This window comes from Streptomyces sp. NPDC049879 (genome assembly GCF_044461265.1).
In the GTDB taxonomy this organism is placed as follows: domain Bacteria; phylum Actinomycetota; class Actinomycetes; order Streptomycetales; family Streptomycetaceae; genus Streptomyces.
This window is the reverse complement of record NZ_JBITKT010000008.1, coordinates 14568-29906: the sequence shown is the minus strand read 5'-3', so window position 1 is coordinate 29906 and position 15339 is coordinate 14568. Positions and strand designations below refer to the sequence as shown.

At 75.4% G+C, this 15339-nt stretch carries 15 protein-coding genes; 6 read left to right on the top strand and 9 right to left on the bottom strand.

Translation table 11 applies throughout. From position 1 onward, the window contains the following. Window positions 1-48 precede the first annotated feature (48 nt). Window positions 49-450: a RidA family protein gene (locus ACIBPC_RS25080; RefSeq protein WP_362967107.1), complete on the top strand. Its 402-nt coding sequence runs from the start codon at window positions 49-51 to the stop codon at window positions 448-450. Window positions 451-509: 59 nt separating this feature from the next. Continuing rightward, window positions 510-1313: a class I SAM-dependent methyltransferase gene (locus tag ACIBPC_RS25075; protein WP_398847709.1), complete on the top strand. Its 804-nt coding sequence runs from the start codon at window positions 510-512 to the stop codon at window positions 1311-1313. Here the strand turns inward: ACIBPC_RS25075 and ftrA are convergent. Beyond that, window positions 1271-2287, bottom strand: coding sequence for a transcriptional regulator FtrA (ftrA, locus tag ACIBPC_RS25070; RefSeq protein ID WP_398847707.1), 1017 nt, complete (start codon window positions 2285-2287; stop codon window positions 1271-1273). The genes ACIBPC_RS25075 and ftrA overlap by 43 nt on opposite strands. A gap of 71 nt (window positions 2288-2358) precedes the next feature. On the opposite strand from ftrA, the gene ACIBPC_RS25065 reads away from it, so the two are divergent. Next, a complete protein-coding gene (locus tag ACIBPC_RS25065; RefSeq protein ID WP_398847705.1) occupies window positions 2359-2835 on the top strand; it encodes a rhodanese-like domain-containing protein in 477 nt (158 codons plus the stop codon). Window positions 2836-2842: 7 nt separating this feature from the next. Here ACIBPC_RS25065 and manD read toward each other — a convergent pair whose 3' ends face one another. Further along, the gene (gene manD, locus ACIBPC_RS25060; RefSeq protein ID WP_362967100.1) at window positions 2843-4072 is read right to left on the bottom strand and encodes a D-mannonate dehydratase ManD; all 1230 of its coding nucleotides are present in this window, start codon (window positions 4070-4072) and stop codon (window positions 2843-2845) included. 120 nt (window positions 4073-4192) lie between these two features. Between manD and ACIBPC_RS25055 the strand changes: the two genes are divergently transcribed. Then, window positions 4193-4927 (top strand): GntR family transcriptional regulator, encoded by a 735-nt coding sequence (locus ACIBPC_RS25055; protein WP_398847702.1) that lies wholly within the window; start codon window positions 4193-4195, stop codon window positions 4925-4927. Window positions 4928-4960: 33 nt separating this feature from the next. Here ACIBPC_RS25055 and ACIBPC_RS25050 read toward each other — a convergent pair whose 3' ends face one another. Next, window positions 4961-5452, bottom strand: a complete 492-nt coding sequence (locus ACIBPC_RS25050; protein WP_398847701.1) for a cupin domain-containing protein — start codon at window positions 5450-5452, stop codon at window positions 4961-4963. Window positions 5453-5792: 340 nt separating this feature from the next. Between ACIBPC_RS25050 and ACIBPC_RS25045 the strand changes: the two genes are divergently transcribed. Continuing rightward, window positions 5793-7865 carry a prolyl oligopeptidase family serine peptidase gene (locus ACIBPC_RS25045; protein ID WP_362967094.1) on the top strand — a complete coding sequence of 691 codons (2073 nt, stop codon included), beginning with the start codon at window positions 5793-5795 and terminating at the stop codon, window positions 7863-7865. A gap of 46 nt (window positions 7866-7911) precedes the next feature. Here ACIBPC_RS25045 and ACIBPC_RS25040 read toward each other — a convergent pair whose 3' ends face one another. Continuing rightward, complete coding sequence (locus tag ACIBPC_RS25040; RefSeq protein WP_398847698.1) at window positions 7912-8754, bottom strand: MBL fold metallo-hydrolase; 843 nt, start codon at window positions 8752-8754, stop codon at window positions 7912-7914. A gap of 89 nt (window positions 8755-8843) precedes the next feature. Here ACIBPC_RS25040 and ACIBPC_RS25035 point away from each other — a divergent pair, with 89 nt between their 5' ends. Further along, complete coding sequence (locus ACIBPC_RS25035; protein ID WP_398847697.1) at window positions 8844-9629, top strand: SDR family NAD(P)-dependent oxidoreductase; 786 nt, start codon at window positions 8844-8846, stop codon at window positions 9627-9629. Window positions 9630-9645: 16 nt separating this feature from the next. Here ACIBPC_RS25035 and ACIBPC_RS25030 read toward each other — a convergent pair whose 3' ends face one another. From ACIBPC_RS25030 to ACIBPC_RS25010, 5 genes are all read right to left on the bottom strand, one after another. Continuing rightward, window positions 9646-10101 carry a VOC family protein gene (locus ACIBPC_RS25030; protein WP_362967088.1) on the bottom strand — a complete coding sequence of 152 codons (456 nt, stop codon included), beginning with the start codon at window positions 10099-10101 and terminating at the stop codon, window positions 9646-9648. A gap of 84 nt (window positions 10102-10185) precedes the next feature. Further along, window positions 10186-11304, bottom strand: coding sequence for a homoserine O-acetyltransferase (locus ACIBPC_RS25025; protein ID WP_398848044.1), 1119 nt, complete (start codon window positions 11302-11304; stop codon window positions 10186-10188). Beyond that, entirely contained in the window at window positions 11301-12662 is a 1362-nt protein-coding gene (locus ACIBPC_RS25020) for a bifunctional o-acetylhomoserine/o-acetylserine sulfhydrylase (protein ID WP_398847695.1), read from the bottom strand. Before ACIBPC_RS25020 ends, ACIBPC_RS25025 begins: the two co-directional genes overlap by 4 nt. A gap of 98 nt (window positions 12663-12760) precedes the next feature. Then, window positions 12761-13249 carry a carbonic anhydrase gene (locus ACIBPC_RS25015; protein ID WP_362967082.1) on the bottom strand — a complete coding sequence of 163 codons (489 nt, stop codon included), beginning with the start codon at window positions 13247-13249 and terminating at the stop codon, window positions 12761-12763. A 205-nt stretch (window positions 13250-13454) separates the two neighbouring features. After that, the gene (locus tag ACIBPC_RS25010) at window positions 13455-15128 is read right to left on the bottom strand and encodes a SpoIIE family protein phosphatase (protein WP_398847693.1); all 1674 of its coding nucleotides are present in this window, start codon (window positions 15126-15128) and stop codon (window positions 13455-13457) included. Between the last annotated feature and the right edge of the window lie 211 nt (window positions 15129-15339).

The window sequence follows — 15339 nt, the reverse complement described above, 5'->3', positions numbered from 1 at the left end:
CCATAGGGTAGGTGCCGCACAGACGTTGACCAGGAGAGAGGTACGGCGATGGCCGACAAGGAGCAGATCCGCGCCGAGGGCGCGCCGGCGCCCGCGCACGGGTTCTCCCAGGGCGTCAGGAAGGGGCCGCTGCTCCAGGTCTCGGGCCAGGGCCCGCAGGACCCGGCCACCGGCGAGTACCTCCACCCGGGCGACGTGGCCGCGCAGACGCGCCGGACGCTGGAGAACGTCCGCGCCGTCCTCCTGGCGGGCGGCGCCGACGTCGAGGATGTCGTGATGTTCCGCGTCTACCTCACCGAGCGCGCGCACTTCGCGGCGATGAACGAGGCGTACCGCGCGTTCGTCGAGGAGAACTGCCCCAGCGGCATCCTGCCGAGCCGCACCACCGTCTTCGTCGGCCTGCCGCACGAGGCCATGCTCGTGGAGATCGACGCCCTCGCCGTCGTCTGACGGGCACCCGGCGGAAAACCCGTCGCCCCGGCGGGCCGTTCCGGGCATCGTGTGACGGCATGGCACAGGAAGAGATCTGGAACGCCGACGTCGCCCGGGGTTACGACACGCCCGGCACCGGCATGTTCGCCCCGGAGGTCCTGGAACCGGCGGTGGACCGCCTGGCCGGGCTCGCCGACGGCGGCCCCGCGCTGGAGTTCGCCGTCGGCACCGGCCGGGTGGCCGTCCCCCTCGCGCGGCGCGGCGTGCCGGTCACCGGCGTCGAGCTGTCGCCGCCGATGATCGAGCGGCTGCGGGCCAAGGCGGACGAGGCGGCGGTCCCGGTCGTCGTCGGCGACATGGCGACCGCCCGCGCCCCCGGCACGTTCTCGCTCGTCTACCTCGTCTACAACACGATCTCCAACCTGCTCACCCAGGCAGGACAGGTCGCGTGCTTCCGCAACGCCGCCCGCCACCTGCGTCCCGGCGGACGGTTCGTCGTCGAACTGTGGGTCCCCGAACTGCGGAAGCTGCCGCCCGGCCAGCAGGCCGTGGTCGGACGGTCGGAACCGGGCTACCTCCTCGTGGACACCTACGACGTGCTGCGCCAGCACGTCGTCTCCCACCACTTCCGGTTCGGCGACGGCGCGGAGGCGCGCACGTTCCGCAGCCCGCACCGCTACATATGGCCGGCGGAACTGGACCTCATGGCCCAGCTCGCCGGATTCCGGCTGGAGTCCCGGCACGCCGACTGGCAGGGCGCCGAGTTCACCGCCGAGTCGCCGTCCCACGTCTCCGTCTACCGCCTCGACGGCGAGGGCCACGATCTGCCGGACAGCGCTCAGCCCGCGGACGAGGCCGCCGTGCGGAACGCGCGCCGGTAGGCCGTCGGCGACGTCCGCATGATCCGCGCGAAGTGGTGCCGGTACGTCACCGCCGTCTCGAAGCCCACCGCGCGGGCGATCCGCTCCACCGGCGCGTCCGACGTCTCCAGCAGCGCCAGGCTCGCCCTCACCCGCTGTCCGATCAGCCAGCGGATCGGCGTCGTCCCGGTCGCCCGCGCGAAGTGCCGCAGGTAACTGCGCTCCGACAGATGGGCGTTGCGCGCCAGCACGGCGACGGTCACCGGCTCCGCCAGGTGCGCGAGCGCCCAGTCGACACTCCGCGCCACCCGCGCGTCCCGCGGATCGTCCACCACCGGCGTCTCCACGAACTGCGCCTGCCCGCCCTCGCGGTGCGGCGGCACGACGAGCCGCCGCGCCACCGCGTTCGCGACCGCCGCGCCGTGGTCCCGGCGCACGACGTGCAGGCACAGGTCGAGCCCGGCGGCGCTGCCCGCGCTGGTCAGGACCTGCCCCTCGTCGATGTACAGCACGTCGGGGTCCACGCGCACCGCCGGGTGGCGGCGGCGCAGCCGGTCGGCGTAGCGCCAGTGCGTCGTCGCGCGGCGGCCGTCGAGCAGCCCGGCCGCCGCCAGCGCGAAGGCGCCGGAGCAGATCGACAGGATGCGCGCGCCGCGCCCGTGCGCCGCGCGCAGGGCGGCGACGACACCGGGGGAGACGGGCCCGTCCACATCCGGCACGCCCGGCACGATCAGCGTCTCCGCCGCGGCGAAGTCGTCGAGGCCGTGCGGCGTCGACAGCGCCGCGCCGCCGATCACGGGCACGGGCCCCGGCCGCTCGGCGCACACGGCCAGCTCGTACCAGGGAACGCCCAATTCCGGGCGCGGCAGTCCGAACACCTCGGTGACGATCCCCGTCTCGAACACCGACATCCCCGCGTACGCGAGCACCGAGACGGTACGGCGACGGGCCGCGCCCGAACGGGGCACGGCGGGGGCGGGCAGCGGCACGGACATGGCGGCATCTTAGCGACAGGTGTCGTCCGCGCCACTCGCCGCCGGCACCGGCGTCCCGGCAGGATCGCCGCATGACCGACACCCTCAGCGCCCCGGCGGTCCTCGCCACCCCCGCCGCGCCCGCCACCGCCGCCCTCGCGCACTTCACCGCCCGCCTGTCGTTCGAGACCGACGTCAGCGACGTCCACGCCGACCTGGAGGCCGACGCCCCCGGCCTGGTCGTCTTGGACACCCGCAGCCGCGCGGCCTGGGACCTCGGGCACGTGCCGGGCGCCGTGCACCTCCCCACCGCCGAGATCCCCCGGCGCGGCGCCGCCGCCGTGCCTCCGGGCGCCGTCGCCGTGACGTACTGCTGGGGCCCCGGCTGCAACGGCGCGACCCGCGCCGCCGCCGCGTTCGCCCGGCTCGGCGTCCCCGTCAAGGAGATGACCGGCGGCTACGAGTACTGGGTCCGCGAGGGCTTCCCCGTCCGCACGGCCACCGGCCTCGTCCGCCGCCCCGCCGACGGCCTGACCGCCCCGCCCGGCGACATCGGCTGCGCCTGCTGACCCCGCCTCACCAGTCGTGCACGGTGCCGTCCGTCAGGCGGTTCACGGGGAGGTACGCCGGGGCGTAAGGGAAGCGCGCCGCGGCCTCCTCGTCCAGCGTGACGCCGAGCCCGGGGGTGTCGGAGGGGTGCAGCAGGCCGTCCTCGAAGGTGTACGACGTGCGGAACACCTCCAGCGTGTCGGGGGAGTGGCGCATGTACTCCTGGATGCCGAAGTTGTGCACCGCCAGGTCGAGATGGAGCGCGGCGGCCTGCCCGACCGGCGAGATGTCGGTCGGGCCGTGCATGCCGGACCGCACGCCGTACACCGCCGCCATGTCCAGCAGCTTCTTCATCGCCGTGACGCCGCCGGTGTGCGTGACGGCGGAGCGCACGTAGTCGATCAGCCGCTCCTGGAGCAGCGGCGTGTAGTCGTGCACCGAGTTGAAGACCTCGCCGATGGCCAGCGGCGTGGTCGTGTGCTGCCGGATCAGCCGCAGCGCGGTCGGGTCCTCGCCCGGGGTGGCGTCCTCCAGCCAGAACAGGTCGTAGGGTTCGAGCGCCTTGCCGAGCTTCGCGGCCTGGATGGGCGTCATGCGGTGGTGCCCGTCGTGCAGCAGCGGCAGCTCCGGGCCGAACTCCGCGCGCACCGCCTCGAAGACGGACGGGACGTGCCGCAGGTACGCGCGGGTGTCCCACGCCTCCTCGACGGGCAGCGCCGTGCGCCGCGCGGGCTCGTAGTCGTACCGGTCGCCGCCCCCGGCCGCCGACGCGGCGACGCCGTACACCGAGTCGAGGCCGGGGATGCCCGTCTGGACGCGGATGGCGCGGTAGCCCGCGTCGAGGTGGGCGCGTATCGAGTCGAACAGCTCGGGCACGTCCCGCCCCGACGCGTGGCCGTACGCGAGGGCGCCGCGCCGCGACGCGCCGCCGAGCAGCTCGTACAGCGGCATCCCGGCGGCCTGCGCCTTGATGTCCCACAGGGCGGTGTCCACGGCGGCGATGGCGGCCATGGTCACCGGGCCGCGCCGCCAGTACGCGCCCCGGTAGAGGTACTGCCAGGTGTCCTCGATGCGCCGGGCGTCCCTGCCGGTCAGCAGCGGCTCGACGTGCTCCGTCAGGTAGGCGGCGACGGCCAGCTCGCGGCCGTTGAGCGTCGCGTCGCCCAGGCCCGTGATCCCGTCGGACGTGGTGATCTTCAGCGTCACGAAGTTGCGTCCCGGACTCGTGACGACGGTCCGCACCGACTCGATGCGCATGGCGGCCCTCCCGCTGGCTCGTTCCCTGCCGGTCCGGTCCGTCCGGCCGACCCGATCGGAAAAATCCTATAGGATCGCCATCCCGGCCCGAGCGGGCCGCGCGCGACCGAGGAGCAGCCGATGACCCACCCCACCGGCCCCGACGGGGCGGCGGACGACCCCTGGGCCAGGGCCTCGGGCGCGATGCCGCGGCGGCGCGCCCTCGCCGAGCACACCTACGAGGCGATCCGCTCCCTCCTGATGGACCAGGTCCTCCCGCCGGGCGGGCGGGTCAACATCGACGAGGTCGCGCGGCGCCTCGACGTGTCGCCCACGCCGGTGCGCGAGGCCCTGTCCCGGCTGGAGAGCGAGGGCCTCGTCACCAAACGGGCGCTCGCCGGGTTCACCGCCACCCCGCTGCTCGACGCGCGCGGCCTCGCCGAACTCTTCGACCTGCGCCGCTACCTGGAGGAGCCCGCCGCGTCCGCCGCCGCGCGCCACCGCGACGACGCCGACCTCGCCGCCCTGCGCGAGCTGTGGCAGGGCGCGCGGGAGCCGTTCGACGGCGGCCGGTACGCGCACTACCGCGACTTCGCCCTGTGCGACGCCGGGTTCCACGACCGCGTCGCGGTGGCCGGCGGCAACGTCATGCTCCGCGAGACCCTCGCCCGCCTCCAGCCCCACACCCACGTCTACCGGCTCCAGCTGCGCGTCGGCGGCCAGGAGCAGACGTACGCCGAGCACCGCGACGTGCTCGACGCGATCGCCGCGGGCGACGGCCGGGCCGCCGCGCGTGCGATGCGCGTCCACCTCGACGAGGCGGAAAAGCGGCTGATGGCCGTCCTGCGGCGGGAAGGCGGCGGCGCGCCGTCCTGACCGCCCGGCTGTCCGGCCCCGGCCCCGCCTGTGTCAGCCCGTCGGCAGGGCGGTGCCGCAGCGTGCGCAGTACAGCGCGTCCGCCTCCCGCACCCGCCGCCCGCAGGCCGCGCAGGCGGCCGCGGCCACCGACGGAACGCCGCCCACCGGCCGCGACGGACCCTGACGGATGCTCAGCCCCTGCCGCCTGCGGTGGACGGTCAGGTGGGCCATACCCTGCGCCCCCGCCGACAGCGCACGGCTCGTTCCCCGGGGCAGCGCCACGAGGCTGCCGGGCGACAGGTCCACGGCGCCCTCGTCCGTCCGCAGCCGCCCGCCGCCGCCGACCACGTACAGCAGGACGTCCACGTCCGGCTCGACGTGGGCGGGGACCTCCGTGCCGGGCGCGAGCCGGATGACATTGGCGTCCAGCTGCCGGTCCCCCTCGGACAGCCGCCACACGGCGCCGCTGCGCGCGGGCGGTTCCTCCCCGAGCAGACTGTCCATCCGGGCCAGCACGTCGGTCGGCGTCCGTCGGGACTGCACGTCTCGTTCCTCTCCGGTGCGGCCGGTCCGCGCCACCGCGGACCCCGAGGGTCTGTCCCTCTGCTGTCCGCCGGAGCCGGCACCGCGCGGGGCCGCCCGTATGTCCCGTACGAGCCCCCCGCCGCGCGATGTGCCGCACCGGCCGCCGCGCCCCTGCCCCGGCGGGCGGTGCCCGCACCGGGGGAGACCGGCCCGCCCATGGTACGGGCCGTCCGCGCCACCGCCGTCCGGCGCCCGGTGCGGGGTGGCCGGTTCTCGCCACCGGGGCCGTCACCGCGCGGCGGAAGACGCCCGCGAAACGGCATGGAAACCCGTCCGTGCCGGGTGATAAGAAGACGGAATGACGAAAAGCCCTGATCAGGACGCCGCACCCGGCACCGCCTTCCACGCCCTCGACTCCTATGCCGATCTGCCGCGCGTCGGCGGCCTGGCGCTGTCACCGGACGGCAGCCGCCTCGTCGTCACCGCCGCGACGCTCGACAGCGACCGCGCCCGGTTCGTGCCGGCCCTGTGGGAGATCGACCCCGAGGGCGAACGCCCCGCCCGGCGCCTGACCCGTGGCGACAAGGCCGTCTCGGGACCGGTCTTCGCCCCCTCGGGCGACCTGCTGTTCGTCTCCTCGCGCCCCGCCCCCGGCGACTCCGACCCCCAGGACGCGCCCGCGCTGTGGGCCCAGCCCGCCGCGGGCGGCGACCCGCGGCTCGTCGCCGCCCCCGCGGGCGGCGTGAAGGCCGCCCGCGCCGGCGCCTCCGGCACGGTCGTCATCACCTCGGAACTGCTGCCGTCCGCCACCGGCGCCGACCACGACGCGGAACTGCGCGAGGCACGCAAGAAGGCCAAGGTCACCGCGATCCTGCACGAGGCCACGCAGACGCGCCTGTGGGACCACGACCTCGGCCCCGCCACCACCCGCCTCCTCACCACCGGGCTCCCCGACGACACCGCCCCGGACGCCGCGCCCGCGGCCCCCGGGGACCTCACCGGCCACGTCGGCGCCGCACTCCACGACGACGGCGGCTGGGACCTCTCCCGCGACGGCGGCACCGTCGCCGCCGCCTGGATGGTCCCCGAGGAGGGCGGACGCCAGCGCCTCACCCTCGTCGCCGTCGACACGGCGACGGGCGAGCGCAGGACGCTCCTCGACGATCCCGCGATCGGAGAGGTGATCGCGCCCCGCATCTCCCCGGACGGCACACGCGTCGCCGTCGTCGTCTCCAGCCGCCTCGACCCCGAGGTCGCCGTCGAGGAGTGGCTGGCCATCGTCCCCCTGGACGGCGGCCCCGTACGCCACCTCACCAAGGAGTGGGACCGCTGGCCCCACACCCCCGCCTGGACCCCCGACGGCTCCGCCCTCGTGCTGTCCGCCGACGACAACGGCCGCTCGCCCCTGTGGCGCGTGGACGCCGAGACCGGCGAGACCACCCGGCTGACACCCGACGACGGCGCCTACACCGACCCGCACGTGTCGCCCGACGGCCGCTGGGTCTACGCCGTGCGCTCCGCCATGGACGCCCCGCCCGCGCCCGTCCGCGTACCGCTCGACGCGCCCGGCCCGTTCCAGCCGCTCCCCGGCCCGGCCGAGGCACTGGGCCGCCCGGCCACCCTGCCGGGACGGCTCACCGAGGTCACCACCACCGCCGAGGACGGCACCCCGCTGCGCGCCTGGCTGTCCCTCCCCGAGGGCGCCTCCGCCGACAACCCCGCCCCGCTCCTGCTCTGGATCCACGGCGGCCCGCTCGGCTCGACCAACGCCTGGTCCTGGCGCTGGAACCAGTGGCTCGCCGTCGCCCGCGGCTACGCCGTCCTCCAGCCCGACCCCGCCCTGTCCACCGGCTACGGCAACGCCTTCATCCGCCGCGGCTGGGGCCAGTGGGGCGGCACCCCGTACACCGACCTGATGTCCCTCACCGACGAGGCCGAACGCCGCCCCGACATCGACGGGAACCGCACCGCGGCGATGGGCGGCTCGTACGGCGGCTACATGGCCAACTGGGTCGCGGGCCACACCGACCGCTTCGACGCGATCGTCACCCACGCGTCCCTGTGGACGCTGGAGCACTCGATCCGCGTCAGCGACTACGCGTACGCCTTCGCGGAGGAGTTCACCCCCGAGATGGCCGACGAGTTCTCGCCGCACCACGGGATCGGCAAGATCAACACGCCGATGCTGGTCATCCACGGCGACAAGGACTACCGCGTCCCGGTCGGCGAGGGCTTCCGCCTGTGGGCCGACCTCCAGGCCAAGGACGGCCGCGCGGACGGCACCAGCCCGCACAAGTTCCTCTACTTCCCCGACGAGAACCACTGGGTCCTCACGCCCAACCACGCCACGATCTGGTACGAGACCGTCTTCGCCTTCCTCGCGCAGAACGTGCTCGGCGAGGAGTGGAAGCGCCCCGGCCTGCTGGGCTGACGCCGCCCGCCAGGGGCCGCCCGGCCACGCGCCGGGCGGCCCCCGCTCACCGCTCCCCGCCGCCCGAGACGAGCACCGTCCCGTCGAACGGCGCCCTCGCCCCCACCCGGGCGAGGATCGCGTCCAGCTCGGGCCCCGGCGGGTTGGCGCAGCCGAGCGCCACGGCGACGACCTGCGTACGGGCGCCGACCGCCCCCCGTTCCCACAGCGCCGCGACCGTCCGCGCGAACGCCGCCAGGTCGTGGTGCTGCCCGTCGCCGCGCCGCAGCCCGTCGTTGCAGTCGAGCAGCACGAAGTCGTAGGGCGCGTGCGCCACTTCAGGCAGCCGCGGCCCGGTGTCCCAGGCGGCGAGCAGGCGGTCGTCCACCGAGTACAGCAGCGCCGGGCCGACGTACGGATCGTCGCGCCAGTGGTCGGCGGCGAACGCGCGCACCCGGTGGCCGCTCGCCAGCCGCACGGCGTCCCCCGGCAGCAGCGGCGTCCACGTGACGGGCGCCCCGGGCGCCACCCAGTCGCGGCACAGGTCGAGCGCGGCGGGCGGCCCGGCCACCTCCAGCGGCTCCGCCACGTCCCGGCGCGCCTGCGCGTACTGCCGCCACAGCAGCGGCTGCGGATCGGCGTGGTCCGGATGCGCGTGCGTGAACAGGACGGTCCGCACCTCGTGCAGCGGCACGCGCGCGCGGCGCGCACTGCCCGTGTCGATCAGCAGCGTGCCGTCGACCAGCACGCTCGTCTGCCCGCGCTCGGCCCCGGGAGTCTCCCGCGCCCAGGCGCACGAGCGGCACACGCACCAGGGGTTGGGCCACCCGTCGGCCGAGCCGGTCCCCAGCAGCCGGATCTCCACACCCGCCCCCCACCCGTACTCGCACATCAGTTCCCCGGCCATCATGCACGGCCCCTCCGGACGCAGTGCACCCGGCCGGTCGCCCCCGTAATCCGGTTCCCCGGGGGAGCCGCGCCGTGTGAGGATCCCCTCCCATGCACACCGCTTCCCTCTCCTCCTCACGCCGCGTCGCCCTCGTGACCGGCGCGAACCACGGCATCGGCGCCGCCACGGCGCGCGAACTGGCCGCCCGCGGCGCCGCCGTCCTGTGCGCCTACCTCGACCCGGGCCCCGGCGGCGGCCCCACCGGGGAGGACACCGCCGGGGAGATCCGCCGGGCGGGCGGACAGGCGGCGGCGTACGCGGCCGACCTCGCCGACACCACGGCGCCCGCCGCGCTCTTCGACTTCGCCGAGGCACACCTCGGGCCGGTGGACATCCTGGTCAACAACGCCTCCGGCTGGGTCCAGGACACCTTCACCCCGGAGTCCGCCGACCGCTTCGGACGGCCGATGCGCCCCGTGAGCCCCGAGACGTTCCAGCGGCAGTTCGCCGTCGACGCGCTCGCCCCCGCCCTGCTGATCGGCGAACTCGCACGGCGCCACCGCGCGCGCGGCGCGGACTGGGGACGCGTCGTCGGCCTCACCTCGGGCGGCGCGCTCGGCTTCCCCAGCGAGGTGTCCTACGGCGCCGCGAAGGCCGCCCAGACCGACTACACGCTGTCCGCCGCCGCCGAACTGGCCGGTCTCGGCATCACGGCCAACGTGGTCCACCCGCCCGTCACCGACACCGGCTGGGTCACCGACGAGGTACGCCGCTTCGTCGAGGAGAGCCCCACGCTCTTCCACGTCGCCACCCCGGAGCAGGTCGCGAAGACCATCGCCCACCTCGTCTCGGACGAGGCGGAGCTGATCACCGGCAACGTCCTCACCCTCCGCTGACCCCGCCCGACGCGCGTCAGCCCGACCGGCCCGGCGTGTCGGCGAAGAGGCCCTTCAGCATGCCGGTGGCCTGGCCGACCTCGATCAGGTAGCCGTCCGGGTCCCGGAAGTAGCAGCGGATCTCCGCCTTCCGGTCCAGCGGCTCCGTCACGAACTCCGCGCCGTGCGCCACCGCGTGCGCGTGGAACGCCGCGATGTCCGCGACCCGCACGTTGAGGAACGACGACACCGGGTCGCCCTCCTCCGGCGCCCGCAGCGTGATCCCCGGCTTGTCCGGCGTCGGCCCGCCGCCCGGATTCATGATGAGCCACCCGTTGGCGACCTTCACGATGCACGGGTTCTCGTCCAGCACCACCTCGCCGCCGAGCACCTCGGCGTAGAAGCGGCGCGAAACGGCCACGTCCCTGACCGTCAGGAAATGCGTCAGCACCAGCCCCTCGGCGGGCACGGGCCAGTCGGCACGGCGTTCCATCCGCGTGCTCCCTTCGCTGCGGGCGTCCTGCGACGACGCTAACCGCGGCACCCGGCGGCGGCAGCCGGGGCGCCGCCGTCCGCGTCAGGCCAGCAACTCGCGCAGCAGCGCCCCGACCTGCTCCGTCTCGGCCAGGAACCCGTCGTGCCCCCGCGCCGACCTGATCACCCGCAGCCCGTCAGCCCCCGCGATGCCGCCCGCCAGCTCCGCCTGCTGCGACGGCGGGTACAGCCGGTCGGAGTCCACGGCCGCGACCAGCGTCGCCGCCCGCACCCGCCGCAGCGCCGCCGCGACACCGCCCCGGTCGCGGCCGACGTCGTGCGCGTTCATCGCGTCGCTGAGCACCACGTAGCTGGCCGCGTCGAAGCGGCGCACCAGCTTCTCCGCGTGGTGGTCCAGGTAGTCCTGCACGTCGAACCTGCCGTCGTGCCCGGCGCGCCCGAAGCGCGCCGCCAGCTCCGGCTCGCTGCGGTACGTGACGTGCGCGATCCGCCGCGCCAGCCCCAGGCCGAGGTGCGGCCCCCGGCCCGGCGGGGCGTCGTGGTAGTGCCCGCCGCGCCAGCCGGGGTCGTTCCGCACGGCCTGGATCTGCGCGTCCGACCAGGCGATCTGCTCGGCGGACGCGGCCGCCGAGCAGGCCAGGAGGAACAGCGACCCGACGCGCCCCGGGTGCGTCACCGCCCACTCCAGCGCCCGCATGCCGCCCATCGAGCCGCCGATCACCGCGGCCCACCGGCCGACGCCCAGCGCGTCCGCGAGCAGCGCCTCGGCCGCCACCTGGTCGCGCGGCGTCAGCAGCGGGAACGCGCCGCCCCACGGCCGCCCGCCGGGCCCCGGCGACGCGGGGCCCGTGCTGCCCTGGCAGCCGCCCAGGACGTTCGGCGCGACCACGAACCAGCGGTCCGTGTCCAGCGGGCGGCCCGGCCCGATCAGGCCGTCCCACCAGCCCGCCGTGGGATGCCCGGGACCGGCGGGACCTGCGGCGTGGCTGTCGCCGGTGAGCGCGTGCAGGACGAGCACCGCGTTCGACCCGTCGGGCGCCGGACGGCCCCACGTCTCGTACGCCAGGGTGACGTCCGGCAGTTCGCCGCCGCGCTCGGGGCGCAGCGGGCCCAGCCGCGCGAAGCGGCGGGCGCCCACCGGGTCGCCCTCCCGCCAGGCCCCGGTGGCCGGCGGGAGGACGGTGTCGGCCGCCGTGTTCAGGACGCGCCCTTCGCCGCGCGGAAGCCGCTCTCCAGATCGGCGGTCAGGTCGTCCACGTGCTCAAGGCCCACGGACAGCCGGACGAGGCCGGGCGACGTGCCGGTCGCGGCGAGCTGCTCCTCGTCCAGCTGGCTGTGCGTCGTGGACGCCGGGTGGATGATCAGGCTGCGGACGTCGCCGATGTTCGCCAGGTGGCTGAACAGGCTCACGCCGTCCACGAAGCGCTTGCCCGCCTCCACGCCGTCGCGCAGCTCGAACGCGACGACCGCCCCCGCGCCGCGCGGCAGGTACCGCTGCGCCGCCGCGTGCCAGCGGCTCGACTCCAGACCCGGGTAGTGCACGGCCGCCACCTCGTCGCGCTGCTCCAGCCAGCGGGCGAGCGCCAGCGCGTTGGACGAGTGCCGGTCCACGCGCAGGCTCAGCGTCTCCACGCCCTGCAGCAGCAGGAACGCGGAGTGCGGCGCGATGGCGGGGCCGAGGTCGCGCAGCAGCTGCACGCGGAGCTTCACCGCGTACGCGCTCGGGCCCAGCGCGGGCCAGTACCGGAGGCCGTGGTAGCTGGGGTCGGGCTCGTTGAACTCGGGGAAGCGCTCGGCGTGCGCGCCGAAGTCGAACGTGCCGCCGTCCACCACGACGCCGCCGATCGTCGTGCCGTGCCCGCCGAGGAACTTCGTCGCCGAGTGCACCACCACGTCCGCGCCGTGGTCGAGGGGCCGCAGCAGGTACGGGGTGGGCACCGTGTTGTCCACGATCAGCGGGACGCCCGCCGCGTGCGCCGCCTCGGCGACGGCCGCGACGTCCAGGACGTTGCCGCGCGGGTTGCCGAGCGACTCGGCGAAGAACGCCTTGGTGTTCGGCCGCGCCGCCGCGCGCCACGCCTCCGCGTCGTCCGGGTCCTCGACGAAGGACACCTCGATCCCGAAGCGCGGCAGCGTGTGGCGGAACAGGTTGTACGTGCCGCCGTAGAGCGACGCGCTCGACACCACGTGGTCGCCCGCACCGGCCAGCGTCAGGATCGCGAGGGTCTCGGCGGCCTGCCCCGACGCGACCGCGACGGCCGCGACGCCGCCCTCCAGCGACGCGACGCGCTGCTCCAGCACGTCCTGGGTCGGGTTGTGGATGCGGGTGTAGATGTTGCCCGGCTCGGCGAGCGAGAACAGGTCGGCGGCGTGCTGCGTGTCGCGGAAGGCGAACGACGTCGTCTGGTAGATCGGGACCGCGCGGGCGCCGGTCGCCGGGTCGGGCTCGGCCCCGGCGTGGATCTGGCGGGTCTCGAACGACCAGGCGGCCGACGGCTCGGGCCGGTCGTCGTCCTGCGGGGTGTGTCCGCCGGTCACGGCGTCGACGGGCTGGCTCATGCGGGTTCCTCGGGAGTCTCGGCGCGGGTGTGCGGGTGTGCGGGGTGCGGGTCTGGCGGGAGGGGGAGCAGCGGGGGAGCGGGGCGGACGCGGGGGCCTCAGACGACCTCGCCCAGCCGCCCGGTGGACACGTCGAGGACGAAACCGCGCACGGATTCCTTGTGCGGCACGAAAGGGCTCGCCGCGATGCGGCGCAACGACTGCCGCACGTCCTCCTCGGCGTCGGGAAAGGCCTCCGCCGCCCAGGGCGGACGCAGCCCCGTCTCGTTCTCGATCCCCTGCCTGAACGCGTCGTCGGTGAAAGTCACCATGCCGCAGTCGGTGTGGTGGACGAGCACGATCTCCCGTGTGCCGAGCAGCCGTTGACTGATGGCCAGCGAACGGATCACATCGTCCGTCACGACACCGCCGGCGTTCCTGATGACATGCGCGTCACCCTCCCGCAGCCCGAGGGCGCCGTACGGGTTCAGCCGCGCGTCCATGCAGGCCACGACCGCGACATGCCGCGCGGGCGGCAGCGGCAGCGGGCCCTCGAAGCCCGCCGCGTACGAGGCGTTGTGCTCCAGGAATTCGTCCGTGACGGCCATGTGCGCCCCTTTTCCCTCGCTCTGCTCCCCGGAGCCTAGGCAGCGCGCCGTGAGCCGGAAAAGGAAATCAGGGAAAATCCATGAACCTGCCACGCGACCGCAATGCACGGCAACATTCCGGACTTCCCGCCGCGCGCATTCCCGAACACCCGCGCGACACCCCCGCTTTCCCCCCACGGGCGAATGCCCCCGCCGCCGCCCCGGCTCAGCCGCCGTCCGGGATGCGCAGCGCCAGCACCGCCACGTCGTCGTCGTTGTCGGACGGACGCACCCGCGGCAGCAGCAGATCGCAGAACGCGCCCAGCGGCCGCCGCGCCAGCGCCGCCGCGTGCTGCCGCAGCCGCAGCAGCCCCTCGTCGATCGAGTGGCCCGGCGACTCCACCAGCCCGTCCGTGTACAGCACCAGCGTCGAGAGCGGCGGCAGCGCGGCCACCGCGTCGGAACGGCCCGGCACCAGGCCCGTGCCCAGCAGCGGACTGTGCCCCCCGTCGAGGAAACGGGTCTTCCCGTCGTGCGTCACCAGCAGCGGCGGCGGATGCCCCGCGTTCACCCACCGCAGCCGCCAGCCCCCGCCGTCCAGCGGCTCGGCGCGGCCGAGGACCAGCGTCGCCACCGACGCCTCCGCGATGTGCGGGACCGCCCGGTCGAGCCGGTCCACCACCGCGCCGGGCGACTCCCCCTCGGACCAGGCGTACGCCCGCAGCATGTTCCGGATCTGCGCCATCCCCGCCGCCGCGTCGAGGTCGTGCCCCACCACGTCGCCGATCACCAGCGCCGTCGCCCCGTCGGGCAGGACGAACGCGTCGTACCAGTCGCCGCCCACCTGCGACGCCTGCGGGGCCGGCACGTACCGCGCCGTCATCTCCAGACCGGGCACGCCCGGCAGCTGCGGCAGCAGATGCCGCTGCATCGTCTCGGCGACCCGCCGCTGCCGCTGGTACAGCCGCGCGTTGTCCAGCGCGAGCCCGGCACGCCTCGCGATGTCGTCGAGCAGCGACAGCTCCGCCGCCCCGAACGCCACGGGCTGCGCCGACCGCCCCAGCGTCAGCGCCCCCAGCACCTCCCGCAGCCCCCGGATCGGCGCGATCGCCGCCGAGTGCATGCCCGTCGCACGGAACAGCTCCCGCTGGACGACCGCCACCCCCGAGTCCGGCGCCACCTCGTACGCGTCCGGGCCGGTCAGGGCCGACGCCGCCCCCCGCAGGGCACGGGACAGCGGCATCGGCGAGTCGGGCACCACCGGCGGCAGCGGACCCTCCAGGTCCTCCCGCCGCACCAGCGCGCCGCCCTCGTGCCCGACGACCGCGGTCCGCCACACCTCGTCCTCCTCGGTGATCAGGTCCACCACCGCCCAGTCCGCCAGCCGCGGCACGACCAGCCGCTCCAGCCGCCGCAGCGCCTCCTCGGTGTCCAGCGTCGAGGTCAGCCGGGTCGTCGTCTCCGCCAGCAGCGCGAGCCGGTCCAGCTCCGACAGCGGCGCGGCCGTCCCCGCCGCCTCCCAGCCGTCGGCCGCGGCGGACGGCGACCGGTGCAGCAGCACCAGCGCCCCCGTTCGGCCGTCGCCCAGGCCGCAGGGCGTGACGAGCCACGACGTCGCCAGCGGCGAGCCGTCGCCGCGTTCGAACCACTCCAGGTCGCCCCGCGCCGTCCGCCCGCCGAGGAACGCCTGCAGCATCGGGCACCGCGCCCGCGGCAGCGTCCGCCCCTGGCTGTCACGGTGCAGCAGGTCGTGCGCGTCCTGCCCGACCAGCTCCTCCGGCGCCCGGCCCAGCAGCTCCGCCGCCCGCCGCGAGACCCGCACGATGTGGCCCCGCTCGTCCACGACGTACGTCCCCACATCCGGCAGGTCCGGCAGCCCGCCACCGTCAGGAACGCCCATCCGCCCACCTTCTCCCGCTCCGCACCGCACCACCCGTGGAGGCACATCCTGCCCCCTGGCCCCCGCCGTCCGCCCCACGACCGGACAACGAGACGGCGGGGTGACGGTACCGGTTCCGGCCCCGCCGCGGGGACACCGGATTCCGGCGCGCGGGAGGACTATCCAGCGACGTGCTTAGTCGTTACCTTCCCTGTGAGCCCCGGTCTTGCCT

What these genes read in the sequence shown, in the direction of transcription:
- ACIBPC_RS25080 (WP_362967107.1), top strand. Translation starts at nt 49, where the DNA reads ATGGCCGACAAGGAGCAGATCCGCGCCGAGGGCGCGCCGGCGCCCGCG.
- ACIBPC_RS25075 (WP_398847709.1), top strand. Translation starts at nt 510, where the DNA reads ATGGCACAGGAAGAGATCTGGAACGCCGACGTCGCCCGGGGTTACGAC.
- ftrA (WP_398847707.1), bottom strand. Translation starts at nt 2,287, where the DNA reads ATGTCCGTGCCGCTGCCCGCCCCCGCCGTGCCCCGTTCGGGCGCGGCC.
- ACIBPC_RS25065 (WP_398847705.1), top strand. Translation starts at nt 2,359, where the DNA reads ATGACCGACACCCTCAGCGCCCCGGCGGTCCTCGCCACCCCCGCCGCG.
- manD (WP_362967100.1), bottom strand. Translation starts at nt 4,072, where the DNA reads ATGCGCATCGAGTCGGTGCGGACCGTCGTCACGAGTCCGGGACGCAAC.
- ACIBPC_RS25055 (WP_398847702.1), top strand. Translation starts at nt 4,193, where the DNA reads ATGACCCACCCCACCGGCCCCGACGGGGCGGCGGACGACCCCTGGGCC.
- ACIBPC_RS25045 (WP_362967094.1), top strand. Translation starts at nt 5,793, where the DNA reads ATGACGAAAAGCCCTGATCAGGACGCCGCACCCGGCACCGCCTTCCAC.
- ACIBPC_RS25040 (WP_398847698.1), bottom strand. Translation starts at nt 8,754, where the DNA reads ATGATGGCCGGGGAACTGATGTGCGAGTACGGGTGGGGGGCGGGTGTG.
- ACIBPC_RS25035 (WP_398847697.1), top strand. Translation starts at nt 8,844, where the DNA reads ATGCACACCGCTTCCCTCTCCTCCTCACGCCGCGTCGCCCTCGTGACC.
- ACIBPC_RS25030 (WP_362967088.1), bottom strand. Translation starts at nt 10,101, where the DNA reads ATGGAACGCCGTGCCGACTGGCCCGTGCCCGCCGAGGGGCTGGTGCTG.
- ACIBPC_RS25020 (WP_398847695.1), bottom strand. Translation starts at nt 12,662, where the DNA reads ATGAGCCAGCCCGTCGACGCCGTGACCGGCGGACACACCCCGCAGGAC.
- ACIBPC_RS25015 (WP_362967082.1), bottom strand. Translation starts at nt 13,249, where the DNA reads ATGGCCGTCACGGACGAATTCCTGGAGCACAACGCCTCGTACGCGGCG.
- ACIBPC_RS25010 (WP_398847693.1), bottom strand. Translation starts at nt 15,128, where the DNA reads ATGGGCGTTCCTGACGGTGGCGGGCTGCCGGACCTGCCGGATGTGGGG.